Annotated in this window: 9 protein-coding genes; 3 read left to right on the top strand and 6 right to left on the bottom strand. The window is 44.9% G+C overall.

Annotated elements, in window-relative coordinates:
- Positions 1 to 19 precede the first annotated feature (19 nt).
- A complete protein-coding gene (locus IEY13_RS20615; protein WP_188955763.1) occupies positions 20 to 2,668 on the top strand; it encodes a tetratricopeptide repeat-containing sensor histidine kinase in 2,649 nt (882 codons plus the stop codon).
- Here the strand turns inward: IEY13_RS20615 and IEY13_RS20620 are convergent.
- The 5 genes from IEY13_RS20620 to IEY13_RS20640 all read right to left on the bottom strand — a co-directional run bounded on the left by IEY13_RS20620 (position 2,658) and on the right by IEY13_RS20640 (position 8,395).
- The gene (locus tag IEY13_RS20620; RefSeq protein ID WP_188955765.1) at positions 2,658 to 3,017 is read right to left on the bottom strand and encodes a helix-turn-helix domain-containing protein; all 360 of its coding nucleotides are present in this window, start codon (positions 3,015 to 3,017) and stop codon (positions 2,658 to 2,660) included. The genes IEY13_RS20615 and IEY13_RS20620 overlap by 11 nt on opposite strands.
- 162 nt (positions 3,018 to 3,179) lie before the next feature.
- A complete protein-coding gene (locus tag IEY13_RS20625; protein ID WP_188955767.1) occupies positions 3,180 to 3,452 on the bottom strand; it encodes a hypothetical protein in 273 nt (90 codons plus the stop codon).
- Positions 3,453 to 3,536: 84 nt separating this feature from the next.
- A complete protein-coding gene (locus IEY13_RS20630; RefSeq protein ID WP_188955769.1) occupies positions 3,537 to 3,980 on the bottom strand; it encodes a RagB/SusD family nutrient uptake outer membrane protein in 444 nt (147 codons plus the stop codon).
- Positions 3,981 to 4,042: 62 nt separating this feature from the next.
- Positions 4,043 to 7,546: a ligand-binding sensor domain-containing protein gene (locus tag IEY13_RS20635; protein WP_188955771.1), complete on the bottom strand. Its 3,504-nt coding sequence runs from the start codon at positions 7,544 to 7,546 to the stop codon at positions 4,043 to 4,045.
- 6 nt (positions 7,547 to 7,552) lie between these two features.
- The gene (locus tag IEY13_RS20640) at positions 7,553 to 8,395 is read right to left on the bottom strand and encodes a response regulator transcription factor (protein ID WP_188955774.1); all 843 of its coding nucleotides are present in this window, start codon (positions 8,393 to 8,395) and stop codon (positions 7,553 to 7,555) included.
- Between the two features lie 209 nt (positions 8,396 to 8,604).
- Here IEY13_RS20640 and IEY13_RS20645 point away from each other — a divergent pair, with 209 nt between their 5' ends.
- Together IEY13_RS20645 and IEY13_RS20650 are read left to right on the top strand one after the other, a co-directional pair.
- Positions 8,605 to 10,920: a TonB-dependent receptor gene (locus tag IEY13_RS20645; protein ID WP_188955776.1), complete on the top strand. Its 2,316-nt coding sequence runs from the start codon at positions 8,605 to 8,607 to the stop codon at positions 10,918 to 10,920.
- A gap of 6 nt (positions 10,921 to 10,926) precedes the next feature.
- The gene (locus IEY13_RS20650) at positions 10,927 to 12,072 is read left to right on the top strand and encodes a PepSY-associated TM helix domain-containing protein (RefSeq protein WP_188955778.1); all 1,146 of its coding nucleotides are present in this window, start codon (positions 10,927 to 10,929) and stop codon (positions 12,070 to 12,072) included.
- Between the two features lie 94 nt (positions 12,073 to 12,166).
- Here the strand turns inward: IEY13_RS20650 and IEY13_RS20655 are convergent, their stop codons facing one another.
- The gene (locus IEY13_RS20655) at positions 12,167 to 15,157 is read right to left on the bottom strand and encodes a DUF4982 domain-containing protein (protein ID WP_188955780.1); all 2,991 of its coding nucleotides are present in this window, start codon (positions 15,155 to 15,157) and stop codon (positions 12,167 to 12,169) included.
- Positions 15,158 to 15,328 lie beyond the last annotated feature (171 nt).

The following is a 15,328-nucleotide window of genomic DNA, read 5'->3' on the forward strand; positions in this document are numbered from 1 at the left end:
GCAACAGGTCAGCTCCATTGTGTACCAATACTTTCACAAACTGACAATTGACAGTCCGGGAATCAGCGACTACAACAGCCCCAAAACATATTTTGCGTACTTTTATATCGCCTCTGCAAAAGCAGCTACAGACATGACTATCTATACTCCAACAATCCTTTTAGCCTTGCTGCTACTGGCTACAAACAGTCTGCATTCACAAAACACTCCTGCACAATTAGCTGTAAAAAAAGAAAAAGAAACCAACGCATCCGAACTGCTTCATAAAATAACCCAGCCTATACACGACACCGACCGCATAAAACTGGCCATTAAAGCATGCCATGTCTATTGGGCAGAACGATTTGCCAACGCAAACAAACTGGACAGCTGCATGCGTTGGGCAGAGTTTGCACATCACCTGAGCATTAAAAGCAACTACCCCGAAGGCAGCAACGAAGCCGTTTTTATGAAGCTGAAGATAAGCCTGGACAGAAAAGATATTGTATTGGCCCGGAAAATCGCTCAGCCAACCTACGGCGAATTACGTGTTAAACTGCTAATGGCTATTGCCGAATACTATGTGTATGATTTTGATATCACCGACAAGCCATCTCCCCAGGCACTTCCTTTGATACTGGAAGCAAAAGCTATCAGCGAAAAAATCAGGTCTGACCGGTGGTGGAAGGAATGCCCGGTTTTACTCGGGAAATATTATTTCAACCAAAATGACATTATCAACGGAAAGAACGCCTTCCGCGAAGCCACTGCCAGATACCATGAGGCCGCAGACTATGCTACAGAGGCCTGGTATTGGTGGCAGCTGGGCCAGTACCTGCCTGAAAACGACAGTACGGTTCAGGACATACGCCACGCACTTTATAGGGCCACTGAAGGCTATGCAAAAGCGAATGATAAAAAAAACTTCGCCCTAAGCCTGAGAGACCTTGCCTTTGTTAACAGGGTGTACAGCTATTACGATATAGCAGAAAAACAATACCAGCAGGTGATGCAGGTGTTTGAAGCTATCGGGGAAAAAATATCACCCTACACTTACATTCAACTGGGTATGCTTTACGAAGCTACCGGACAATACAACCAGGCGCTACTCTATACTTTCAAAGCGCTCAACAATCCTGATATTGATGATGCAAAAAAAACGCTGGGCCATGAAACGCTGGGGTTAATATATGAAAGATTGAAAGATTACACCAACAGCGAGAAGCATTACCAGCAGGCACTTGCTTATTTATCTCCGGAACGGAAATCAGTACGTTTCCGCTATACCAGAAGTATTGCATGGGCCATGATGAGCAGTGGAGATGCCAACGGCGCATTAAAGTATTTATCCGCATACGTTAAAAAACACCCGCCGGAGCTGGTAAAAGACAAGCAACAACTGGCCTGCACTTTCGGTCAGTTTTACGAGGCATTAAAACAGTATGACAAGGCAGAGCAATATTATATTGAAATGCTAAGGCTGCACCCCCTTGTTCACCAGGAAATAGAAAACTTCCGCAACTTTGGCGTTAGCAGACTTACCGCTAACGCTGCCTTCTATACTATAGGAAGTTTTTATACAAAAAGGGGGCGCTACAAAGAGGGCAATATGTATCTGAAAAAAGCATTGCAGAGTCATCGTTTTCTTGATGCTGGCCTGGAACAGGACATCCATTACCTGCTGTTCAAATCAGACTCAGCATTGGGCAACTACGTTGCGGCCATTAACAGCCTTAACCTGCATAGAAAAATATATGATTCCATCAACAGTATTCAAAGAACCAGGCAGATTAACGAGCTGAATGTGCAATATGAAAGCGAACAAAGAAAAAAAGACATCACGCTGTTAGAAAACCAGAAAATAATACAACGGGCGGCGCTGCAAAGAGAAGCTACCATCAGAAATATTGTAGTCTCCGGCGCCATTGCTTTGCTGCTGTTAGCCTCCTTTACATACAAAGCCTATCGCAGCAAGAAAAAGAGCAATGCGTTGCTACACGCTCAACGGAAGGAGATAGATACTCAAAACCAGGCACTACAAAGTCTGCTGGTGCAAAAAGAACAACTGCTTACCGATAAGGAGTGGCTGCTGAAAGAAGTGCATCATCGCGTAAAAAACAATCTTCAGATAGTAATGAGTTTGTTGAGTTCACAATCTCTTTACCTGAAAAGTGCAGATGCTATGGAAGCTATTCTGGCTAGTGAAAACAGAATAAAATCCATATCACTCATTCACCAGAAACTGTATACCGGCGATAATTTATCCAGCATTCACCTGCCTGAGTATGTGACCGATCTGTTAGACAATCTGATGGATGCTTTTGATACCAGAACCCAAAAAATTCAATTTATACAGCAGGTGGATGACATTTACGTTGATTCTGAGCAGGCAGTGCCTCTGGGGCTGATATTAAATGAGGCTGTTACCAATGCCATCAAACATGCTTTTACCGCCCACGGGGGAAAGATTCTGGTTTCTCTGCGGCAAAACAGCACTGCTATAGCGCTTTCTATCAGCGATAACGGAAAAGGCCTTCCGGCTGATTTCGATATACACGCCGCCAATTCGCAGGGCATGGAAATGATACAGGGGTTAACCGCGCAGCTGAAAGGAACCTTTACCATCAGTAATGTAGCAGGCACTTTCATTCTTATCACCTTTCCGCTTTTACCCGGTTTTACAGCATAAGGCACGGCTCCTGCTGTAACTGCACGTACACATCACTCATTACAGGTTCATTTTTGCGTACCCATTCCCGCGGCGGCACACCATGAATTTTTCTGAAGTCGTTACTAAAATTGGCCAGTTTGTTCCGGTAGCCACAAATAACTGCCACCTGCTGCACCGAATGTTCGCCTTCCGCTAAATAAGCTGCTGCTTTTTCTAATCGCTTGCGCATCTGGTATTGCACAATGGTTACACCCACTATTTCCCGGAAAGCGGCACGGATCATATTGGTTCCTACCGAGGTTTCGTTTAGCAGATCAGGTATTCTGTTCCTTTTTAACGGGCAGGCATCTATCTGTTGTTTCAACATCCAGACAGCGTTTACTACAAACTTTGAGTAACATTTGGGGGATTGAGACATATAGCACTTCGTTAGTTTTCAACAACTTTAAACCCGGCCCAAACCTAGCAGATACCTGTGGCAATCAGGTTCAATTTTAGTGCATATAGTACTAATTTTTGGTCGTTCCCACTAAAAACAGCTTACTAAACGCAGCCAGGGTTGCCTTTTAATAATGATAGACAAATACACCTGTTCGTCAGAGTCCGTTTGTTCCCCAACAATATATATAATGCCATACTTACCCTCCGGCGTTTTAAAATAAATCATGTTAGCTGCCTCTATGCGCTTTGCAATGGCCTTTTGATTAATGTTTTGCAGTTTCGCAGCATCCTCTATTTTAGAACCGGTATTGGTAGCCGTGTAAAAATTAGTAGCATTGGTGGCAACCGGCGCCGAAAACAAAGTTTCTCTTTTAGCCCACCTGCTGATATCGTAAGGTGCAAACGGTAGCGCATCGGCTGATAAGGATTTGCATGTCAGGGGTAACTACATTGGATCAAAGGTGCCTCCCTCCCAACCGGCTGTCTGATCCAGCAGGGGAGATGAATTGAGGAAAATGCTGTTGATGGGCATAAAATAATAGTTCTGTGGAAAAGCAAAGTTTCCGTTATTCACTGGTGCCGAGTAGGTATGTGGCAGACGGAAGAATTTCTTAAGGGAGGTAGTATTGCTCCAGTTCAACGTATCTCTGATACACAGGGTGGGGGCAAGCCCCAGAGTATTCACACCAAACGGCTTTTCCAGCGAATCTCTGAGTTTAGTTGCCGGTGCATCCAGAAACTGCCACTGCACCATCTGCTCAATAGTACCTGTAAGCTTGTGCATCCTTCTTGTTCTACGGAGGTCTTCATTTCTTTTACCTTCAAAAGCCAGCTCCACCATACGCTCATTCATAATTAACCCGCGCATCTCTTCTTTAGAGTTGGCCAATGCCAGCCCGTAATCCTGGCTACCCTGTACAATAGTCCGTTTATACAGACTGGTTTTTCATTTTATAACACTACCACATCCTCTGTAAAATGCGTGTTATCTCTTTTTAACAAAAGCGTTACTGTAAGCCCTTTTACATGATTATTTCTGGCATACACAACGCCATGATGCAGTTCTACCAAAGCCTTTGACAACGACAGCCCTATACCGGTTCCCTTTGTAAACTGTTGTTGCTGCCGGGGCACTTCGTAGTACAACTGAAATATATTCTCCAGGTCATTTTCCGCTACCCCCGGCCCTTCGTCACACACTTCAATAGCCATGTCAAATGGCGCATCAGCGTCTTTGAAGTAAATAGAAATGGCACTACCAGCGGAACTGTACTTAACCGCATTCGACATAAGATTGTATAGTACCGTTTCCATTTTTTCCGCATCCAGCCAGGCCTGTGTATTACTGGTATGTACCTGAAAAAACACCTGCACCTTCTTTTCGGCAAGTGCATCTGCAAAATACTCCACCACCTGTTTAGCCAGCTGTACGGTATCCACCTCACTTATCCATAAAGTAGTTTTGTTGTTATCTACCCTGCCCAGCTCCATCAATTGATGAATGAAGCGATACATTCTCCGGGAGTTTTTAATCAACACTTCTATATGACTACGCCCATCCGGCGATAAGTGCTCATTTTTAGCAATAGCCTCTGCAGGCCCCTGTATTAAGCTGAGCGGGGTTTTTAATTCGTGCGATATGTTGGTAAAAAAACGCTGCTTTAAGGTGGTAATTCCACGCTCTACTGCTATACGCTGCCGCAGTTGCAACATGGTTCGGGCCGTGCGTGTTACCAATATAATAACAGCAGCTATCAATATCAGATACAACAGGTAGGCCCACCAGGTTTTCCACGGAGGTGGTAATATGCGAAACTGCAGCTGCTTTACAACTGTGTTGGTATATCTTTCCGGGCTCAGATTTTTTATCTCAAACACATATCTGCCCGGCGGCAGGTTGGTATAGGTGGTACGTGAATGGGTGTTATTGGTGTACCATTCATCATCAAAGCCTTTGAGCCTGCAGGCCCAAAGCCCTTCATCCGTAAAACGGTAATCCAGTATACTGTAATCGATAGTAATAATGTTATCCTTATGGGTAAGTTTTATTTCTTTAACAGCATTCACACACTGTGGCAGAATACCCGTACTATCCCCCACCTGAATATCTGTATTGTTTATCTGCAGATTGGTAAAGGCCAGCCTTGCAGTCACTTTATGATCTTCAACCCGCTGCGGCAAAAATTGCAGATAGCCGTTTACCGAACCCAATATCAGTTTTCCATTGCTTAAACGAATGGCCGCCGCCTCCGAAAAGCTTTTGGCAGTTATACCATCGTAAGAGTTATAATTTCGGAATCGGATACCATCAAATTTTGACAGACCATGGGGGGTGCCCAGCCATAGATTATTATCATGGTCTGCCACACAGCTAACCACAAAATCTGTTTGCAGCCCGTCCTTTATTGCGTAGCTGCGAAAGGTTAGTCGATTTTGCTGCTTATTGTTTATCGCCTTATTAATACCTCCGCCAGATGTTGCCAGCCACATCTGATGGTGGTCATCTTTGTATATATACTGAACATCGTTGTTGCTGAGGCTGCTTTCATCACCCGGCACCTCCACATATCTGTTAAAAGCAGCGCTATCCTGCTGCCCGTTCCTTACCAGCAGCCCATCCGTAGTTCCTATCCACAGTTGTCCGGCAGTATCCAGTGCCATATGCCGCACTTTTCCAAAACCATCATGTGGATAATTGGTAAGCCCATTGCCCCGGTGAATAAATGCAACGCCTCCCTTATTTTCCCGTATCAGGTTTATACCATTTTCCAGCGTACCCACCCAAATACGATGCTGTTTATCTTCCACTATAGCATACACCTTTGCAGAACTGATAGCGCTATCACCAACACCAGGTATAAAATGCTGCAGGCGGTAACTGGCACCGGCTATATTTAATGGCATAGCCTTAAACAATCCATTATTTCTGGTACCCAGCCAGATATTATGCAAACAATCTTCATAAATACGATGTACCTGCCCCATCCCACCTTCAGGCATATTCCGCAACGCTACCGCCACCTTCTTTCCATCTTTTATCACATATATATTACCTGCACGGGTTGCCACCCATACGCGGTTCAGATGGTCGGCACAAAGCCCTTTCACCTCATTCAGCGTTCTCTCCGGTGAGTCTTCCAGCTGGTACTGCTCAAAATCGTTTTCATGAAGAATAAGCCGGTACACCCCATCTTCGGCAGTGGCCAGCCACATTACTCCATCTTCATCATAAAAAACAACCCGCACACTGTTAGGAAACAAACGCGCCTCATCGGCGGGGTTATTATGAAAGTAAGTAATGGCCCGGGCAACCGTATCGTAAAACCCCAATCCACTCCCCTTCATAAGCGCCCAAAACCTGCCTTTGGAATCTTCCAGTGTTTCAAATCCTCTGAACAAACCAGCGCCTTTATCACTGGGCCTGAGCAAAAAAGTACGGAAGGTTTTCTTCACCGGATCAAACTGTATAATTCCGTTATCTTCCGGCTCAATCCAGATATTGCCACGGCTATCGCCTGAAATTGCATGCCACTGATTACTGCCCGGCATTTGAAAAGATGCTGTAACACCCGTTACCCAATTAAATTTCTTCAGCACATTACCGGGTGTAATGCCATAAACAGCTTGCTCCTGCTGTTGTATATACAAACCTTTTAACCCGGTATCATTTACTTTACAGGCAGTTAAACGCTGGCTGGTATAGGAATAAGTAAGCAGATACCCCCGGTTATTGGTAAGCCACAGCATATTGCCGCGTATGGCAATATGCGTAAGCAACCCCGGTACCGGTACAGCAGGTGCAGGTACCGGCCTGTATAAACCGTTTTGCTGTGGCATAAGCAACACCAGCCCTTTGTCTGTTCCCAGCCAGTAACGCCCTAGCCTGTCTTTCTCAAAAAAAAGAATCTCATTAGAAGGTATGTTGCCCCTGCTGTTTACATCAGCAGAAAATTGCTGCCAGCATATTCCCCCTGTTCCATTGGCCACCACACGAAAAACGCCGTGGTTCTTAGTCAGCAGCCAGGCATCTCCATTCCGCCCGTTCATTACATGATGAAACTCCCGCCGCCGGCCATCCTTCATAGCAGGCAAAAAGTCTTCCAGCGCAAGAAAGGATTCTGTTTTTTTATTAAACAGATATATAAAACCATCATTGGATTTCAGCCACAGGTGCCCCTTTGCATCATCCACAATCTTGTCAATCCGGTTATTTTTTAAAGCTGTTTTTGCATGGGGCGTGGTTTTGTAGCTTACAAACCTTCGTCCGTCAAACCGGTTCAGTCCGGCCCAGGTACCCAGCCACATAAATCCTTCCGCATCTTTGGTAATGCACATAATGCGGTTGTCTGAAAGGCCATCATCGGTAGTATAATGCAGTACCGTACATCCGGGCTGGCAAAAGCCCATAGCGGTAAACCATAGCAGTAAAACTAACGTAGCAACAAAACACTTCATAGGCATTTATAAGCCTCTTCTCTGTTCCAGATAATCAGTAGGGGTAATAGTAAAGTGCGCCTTAAAGCAGGCCGTAAAATATTTAGGCGTGCTAAACCCTACCAGATAGGCCACTTCAGCAACATTGCCGGCACCTGCATCCAGGTACTCTTTGGCGCGCTTCAGGCGCATATCCCGTACAAATTCCACCGGTGCCAGATTGGTTAAACTTTTAAATTTGCGGTAAAAGGTAGTGCGCGACATGTTCATGGCCAGGGCCACTGCATCTACATTAAAATTCACATCCGCCATTTTCTCTTCTACTACCGCTACCATCTTTCTCAGAAATCTGTCATCCTGCGAAGTAATCAGTTGCACTTCCGGCGTTTGGGTAGTCACCTTCCCCCCTTCAACCAGCGCTGCAAATAACTTTCTGCGCCGGGCTACCAGGTTTCTGATAGCAGCTGCCAGATAGTCCTGCCGGAACGGTTTGGTAATATAAAAATCTGCCCCATAGTCCAGCGCTTCAATCTGATTCTCTACAGCACTTTTTTCTGTTAGCAGTATCACGGGTATATGGCTGGTGGCCATATAAGACTTAAGATGTTGCAGCAACTCAATACCAGTCATCCGGGGCATTACCACATCACTCACCACTACATCGGGTAATAATATCCGGGCTTTTTCCCATCCCTCTTCCCCATCCGCAGCCGCCTCTACGCGATACCATTCGGTAAGCTGGCTTTTTATAAAAGTTCTTAAATCAACATTGTCCTCTACCAGTAATAACAGGGGTAAATTGCTGGGCGAACCATCACACATTACCGGGGCGGTAATAACAGGCAACACATTTCCGGCAAACATTTTCATATTCGTTAATAAAACAATCGTAGATATAAATAAAACCAGTTGGTCTATAAATTTACCCTGATTAGCAGAGAAATATGCAAATGGTTACGCAAACGATTGCAAGCGAAAGCCCATGCGCACAAATTCCGTATCGGGAATATTTTATTCCCAATTACATAAATGCTCCCCTCTCCGTCCGCTCAATTTTGCGGTTCGCAAAAAAGCCATTTATGAACACACGAAAAGTAATCCTTCTCTCCTTCCTTTTGTTTCCCTTTCTTGCTGCCCTGGCACAAACCGGAAGCATAAAAGGAAAAGCTACCACTGCCGATGGAAAACCGGCAGAACTTGTTAACATCCGCATTACAGAAACCGGCAAAGGCACTGTTGTAAATTATGCCGGCAACTACACGTTAAATAATATAGCCCCCGGCGCTTATACCATTACCGCCAGCTTTACCGGCCTGCTTACCCAGCGTAAAAATGTAACGGTAACAGCCGGTAATGCCACCGTTGCAGACTTTATGCTGGCAGAAAGCCACCAGCAGCTACAGGATGTGGTTATCAGCTCGGGCAAAAACAAAATCACCGGTAAAAACTCAGAGCAGATTGCGCGTATGCCTATCACCAACCTGCAAAACCCACAGGCTTATAATGTGGTAGGGCAAGAGTTGATGAAACAGCAAAACACTATTACGCTTACTGATGCGTTTAGCAATGCACCTGGCGTAACACCCATATTATACCCCAGTGGTGGTATAGCAGCATTATCGCGCGGCTTTTCAACCGATGTAAATGCACGTAACGGTCTGCAATCTACTGCCGGACGTTCCAGTGCCGATGTGGCCAATATTGAGCGGATTGAATTTATTAAAGGGCCATCGGGAACGCTGTTTGGCGCAGGTATTTCCTCTTTTGGCGGCGTGGTAAACCTGGTAACCAAAAAGCCATTTGAAACCTTTCAGGGCAGTGTTGACCTGTCTATGGGCAGCTTTTCACTGGGCCGCATCAGTGCCGACATTAATACGCCTTTAAAAAAAGACAACAGCCTTTTACTGCGCGTAAACACAGCCTTACAAAAGCAGGACAGTTATAACGAACGCGGTTTTTATAACAGCTCGTTACTGGCGCCCAGCTTATTATACAAAGCCACCGACCGCTTAACCCTGCTGGTAGATGCGGAATTTTACAACGTAAACTCTATCCGCCCCAGTTATGTGCGTTTAACACCCGCATCGGGCATCCGCTCCTATGCAGATATACCACTTGACTATAAAAAATCTTTACTGGATAACGATCTGGACGCTAAAACCAGCGCATCTAAATTTTTTGCGGAGGCAAAATATAAGTTAAGCAATACCTGGACCTCCAGCACCAATGTATCTTACGTAAACGAATCTGTTGAACGCAGCTATCAGGATTACCCTATCTGGATATCAAAAGACAGTGTTACCATAGATGTTTCCAAATACGGGCCTATCAGCAACGTATACACCAACCTGCAGCAAAACTTCAACGGCACCTTTCAAACAGGTTCTGTTAAACACACCTTCCTTGCCGGTGCCAATATTGCGCAATACAAAGGCAGAGGTTCCAGCGGCAGTACGGGTGTAATAAGAGCATTCGACATCCGCAACAACAACGCTAAGGTGGACCGTTTACTGGTTGACAGTGCGCTTACACCCGGTAAACTCATGAACTGGGGTTTATCTAATACCATTACTTATGGCGCTTATGTATCAGACGTAGTTAACCTTAGCGACCGTTTTTATGTAATGCTTGGTCTCAGATATGAGTATATTGAAGATAAGTCAACCGGCATATGGGCAACCCAATATACCCAAAGCTCACTCTCTCCCAAACTGGGCCTGGTGTACCAGCTACTGAAAGACCGTGTATCGCTGTTTGGCAACTATATGAATGGCTACCAGAACATGCCTCCGGTTACACAACCAGATGGCTCCCGCTTTACGGTTAAACCTGTTTATGCCAAACAATACGAGGGAGGCATAAAAGCTGAGTTGATGCATAAAAAAATAAGCACCACGCTTAGCTACTACTACATTGATATTGATAACGCTGTACGTTACGATGGCAACTTCTTTGCCTTCCAGGATGGCAAACAGAGAAGCAAAGGCATTGAATGGGATTTTACTGCCACCCCCACAGAAGGTCTTACCGCTATACTGGGTTATGGCTATAACGATAACCGCATTATTGACGCTAAAGGAATGGAAGGCAATATTGTATCCAACGCACCACAACATATAGCCAACTACTGGTTCAACTACCATTTTAAATCAGGCTTCCTGAAAAACTTTGGTTTGGGCGCTGGTGGCAACTATGTAGGAAAGGCTTATTTTGATGATGAAAACAACTACCTGCTGCCCTCTTATCATATTGTAAACGCAAGTGCATTTTATGAAACGGGTAAATTAAGACTGGGCCTGAAACTAAATAACATCGGAGATAAAAAAAGCTGGGGCTTCTGGGGTGCACCTAACCCTACGCGCAATTTTGTAGCAAACCTGACCATTAAATTTTAATTGGGTTTGAAAACTAAAAAAATTATTGGCAAAATACACCTCTGGCTCGGACTTAGCTCCGGGCTGGTGGTAGTAATACTAGGTATTACAGGCTGCTTACTGGCATTTGAAGAAGAACTGCAACCGCTGTTTTATAAACAGCGGTATTTTGTTAAGGAAACAGGTACAGTGCGTTTGCCTGCCGACACCTTAATACATATTGCCCGCGGCACCCTTGGCCATCATGCACCACCTTCCAGCCTTCTCTCTTATAACGATCCTTCCCGCACGGCAGCAGTAATCAGTTATAAGGGCACCACCGGTTGGAACTACTTTAACAGCATCAAAACCTATCAAACGGTTTATATTAACCCTTACACAGGCAGGATACAGTACATTGAAAACACAAAGCTGGAATTTTTCAGGATAGTGCTGATGTTACATTACAACCTGTTACTGGAGCAAACCGGCAAGTACATTATTGGCTATGCCACCATCATCTTTATTGTACTGCTGATATCCGGGTTGGTGCTCTGGTGGCCAAAGAATAAAGCTGCCGCTAAACAACGGTTTGCTTTTCGCTGGAAGGAAACCACAAAATGGAAAAGGAAAAACTACGATCTGCATAATATCAGCGGCTTTTATGCACTGCTATTTGCGTTAATTATTGCGCTAACCGGTATGGTATGGGCTTTTGCGTGGTTTGACAACGGTATGCAGTGGATAGCCAATGGAGGAAAAGCCAGCCCTATAGAAAAACCCTTTCAATCAACCCCTGCAACAGGCAGGCAAACTAATGTATTCAACGCCATTCTCTCAGATATGCAGGCAAAAGCACCTGGCGACTTATACGACATCAGCATTCCGCAGGATGACAGTTCTGCGATTTATGGCTATAGCCAGTGGATGCATGCACAATATAAGTGGACAAGCTTTTATTACAACCAGCATAGCGGCAAAAATCTGTCAGCAAGCTATTTCCATCAGAAAACGCGCGGCGAGCAATTAAGAAGTATGAATTATGATATTCATGCCGGCTCCATTGCCAATATGCCGGGAAGGATTATCATGTTTATAGTAAGCTTTATATGCGCAGGCCTTCCGGTAACGGGTTTGTATATCTGGATAGGAAGGCGTAAGAAAACGCTGAAGCCACTCCAGGCCAGCATGTAAGCATCTCTTTTTATGACGCCCTTTAAAGCTTAGTAAGGTGGCAAACACTTACCACCTTACTAAACTACAAATACCAGCAAATAAGCTACATCTATTATTCTTCCACTACAATCGTTTCCTTTTCTCCCTGTCTACTTTCGTATATCTCTGCTTCAATAATACTCAACGTTCCTTTTGCATTGGCATCATCACGGGCTACGCCATCATCCAGCTTTTTCCCGTTTACCTCCACACCGCTGTTGCCACCCGTACTGGTAGCAGTACCATCTAACTGAATTCTCACTTTACGGCCACGTTGTGGTGTGCACCGGATGGTGTAATACCCCAGCGTTGGTTTTGTATTTCCTTTAAATACTTCCCTGCCATCAACAGTAATAGAAAGCGGATACATTCTGGAGCGGAAGTTGTTCAGCTTTAAGGTTACCTCACTTACTACTGCTTCTCTTTCCAGCGTATACTCAATCCATGCGGTGGATAACTTGCCATCGTTTACCCAATCAGACAGTTCATTATCATCAAAACTGGCAAAGGCACTGTCTGCATGCGCACCGGCTGTAGCACTGGCAACGGCAACCGGGGTACGCAATATTGCATAAGAAGGTGTGGAAGGCGTAGGCCCTCTGTCCAGCCGGTATGTAAGGCCTGCTGCCGGCAGTACCGTGGTAAGTCCGTTTTCAACCGCAAATGCAGTGGTTGTTAAAGTAACAGATGCATCCCGTAATCCCACCGCTGTAGCTTTTACTGTTATAGTACCGGGTGTGGTGGTAGCGCGAACCAGAAAACGGTTTACACCACCTTCTACCGGAAACTTATCTGTCATTACATAATTGCCTGGTCCCATTGCCATACCACCTCTCCATTCGCCCGGCCCTGTTAAGGTGTATTGTATCATGTTCAACGCCGTAGGGCAACGGTTGCCGCTGGCATCTACTACTTCCACTTCCACCAGTGCCATGTCATGGCCATTGGCAATAAAAGGAACCGGCCGCTGTATTTGTGTTAAACGAAGCGCCACAGGCTGCCCCACGGTGGTGATGGTGCCTGTACAAACCTGTTTTCCATTGTTGTTAAAGCCGGTAGCTGTAATACTTCCTGCCTGCCACTGCACATCTTTAAACGTAAACAGAAAGCCATCACTTTTCACACCAAAACCCAATGACTCACCGTTTACTTTCAATTCCACCTTATCTGCTGTAGCTATTACATAAATGTCTTTTTTAACATCAGGCACATAGTTCCAATGCCCTACAATATGAAGGCTGTGCTGCTTAGGATTTACCCATCCATCCCACATTACCTTATGGGCATAGTAGTTTTGCTTTTTAATACGCAGTGCATCCACCTCGCCACTGCGGCGGTAGTTTTCCTCACCACGATGATGGGTATTGGTTTCCGACCATATGATATTTACCCCACCGCTGCTTACCCGCTTGCCCGTTCCCGGACGCTCGCGCCAGAACTCATACCAGCGTTTTACATTTTCTACTGCATGCGATTCCATATTGCGGTTGTACGGTTTGGCATCCGGTGATTTTACCATTTTATTAAACGTTACCGACCATATACTGTCCGGCCCGGTTCCATCTTTATGATACGGAGGGGTAAAATCATCCCAATATTTTCTCGATCCCTCATCCCGCGAATACTCCATAGCCCACATGGGAATATGCGCACTTTTATTGGTATACAACATTTCTCCACCATATTCAGCCACCTTGCTATCCAGCATTTCGCGGCTGCCTATAGCCCTTCCACCATGCGCATCGTACAAATCGCGTATAGCTTTCATTTCACGCATATGTGCTTCGCTGATAGATTCATTGCCCGATTCATAAAAAATAATACTCGGGTTATTTCTGTTATAAATAATAGCATCGCGCATTAATGCTTTACGCTGCTGCCAACGAATGCCTTCCACATCTTTTTCCGCATCACCGGCGGGCATGGCCTGCAAAAGCCCCACCCGGTCGCAACTCTCAATATCCTGTTTCCACGGTGTTACATGCATCCAGCGCACCAGGTTACCACCACTTTCCACCATCAGCTTATTGCTGTAGTCACTCATCCAGGCTGGTACCGAAGCGCCTGCACCCGGCCATTCATTGGTGGTGCGTTGCGCATATCCATGTACCATAATAACCCTATCGTTCAAATAAATCATACCATCTTTAAAAGCTGTTTTCCGGAAACCCGTTTTGGTAGTAACAGCATCCACCGTTTTACCATTTACCTTCAGCAAAGTAGTTACATCGTACAGGTAACCATACCCCCAGCTCCAGAAATTCAGATTGTTTACAGCTGCTGCTGCACTTACTATTGTTTTTTCTCCTGGCGCCAGAGACACTTTATCGCCGCTGAAGCTTTTTATCAACTTTCCATTTACATCGCGCACCGCAACTTCGTAGGTAAAATGCTGTGGCGTTGTTGTTTCATTTTTCACCTCCGACGCCGCATGTATGGTGGCAGATTTATTTTTAATATTATAATCACTTCCATAAATATAAACACCCGTTGTATTGAGGTTTGCATATAAAGGAAGCGTTTGATATAACTTAGGTGCAACGTGCAGGTAAACGTTTTTGGTAATACCTCCGTAATTCACATTAAAATTGCGATCTTCCCACTGATACTTTTGATTCGTTGCTTTTTCGCGGTAATCCCAGTTATTGTCAATTCTTGCCGCTACTACGTTTTCATCACCGGGTTTTATATAATCTGTTACATCAAACCCAAAGGCCATTACGCCGTTTTCGTGCAACCCTACATGCTTTCCGTTAACAAAAAAATCACCACCCTGGCGTATGCCTTCAAACTCCAGAAACACCTTTTGCCCTTTGGCAGCAGCAGGCAGGATAAACTTTTTGCGGTACCATACAATAGCCGTTGACAGATTAACTATATCTTTTTTAAACGCTTCATCTTCATTCCACGCATAGGGCAGCGTTACGCGCTTCCACCCGCCATCATTATAATCAGGTACAGCAGCGTCTATGCTATCACCTGTATATACTTTCCAGTCCGCATTAAAATTATACTTAACGCGCTGCTGAGGTTCCTGTGCATATAAAGATGTTAGTACAAGCATGGCAACAAGAAGCTGTAATGCCCCTTTTTTTCTTTTGCCTTTAAAAATGATAAGTTGAGTCATACAGTTGAGATAGAAAAAAGGATGATTCGTTTAAAAATTATAGTGGTAATTCAACAATGATTTAATCTGCAAGCAATTGGTAATCCATAACATATATCAGTAGACGCC

The sequence above is a fragment of the Filimonas zeae genome, assembly GCF_014641615.1.
GTDB classification, from domain to species: domain Bacteria; phylum Bacteroidota; class Bacteroidia; order Chitinophagales; family Chitinophagaceae; genus Filimonas; species Filimonas zeae.

Coding starts and splice junctions, on each gene's coding strand:
- IEY13_RS20620 (WP_188955765.1), bottom strand. CDS start 3,017: ATGTTGAAACAACAGATAGATGCCTGCCCGTTAAAAAGGAACAGAATA.
- IEY13_RS20635 (WP_188955771.1), bottom strand. CDS start 7,546: ATGAAGTGTTTTGTTGCTACGTTAGTTTTACTGCTATGGTTTACCGCT.
- IEY13_RS20640 (WP_188955774.1), bottom strand. CDS start 8,395: ATGAAAATGTTTGCCGGAAATGTGTTGCCTGTTATTACCGCCCCGGTA.
- IEY13_RS20645 (WP_188955776.1), top strand. CDS start 8,605: ATGAACACACGAAAAGTAATCCTTCTCTCCTTCCTTTTGTTTCCCTTT.
- IEY13_RS20655 (WP_188955780.1), bottom strand. CDS start 15,157: ATGCTTGTACTAACATCTTTATATGCACAGGAACCTCAGCAGCGCGTT.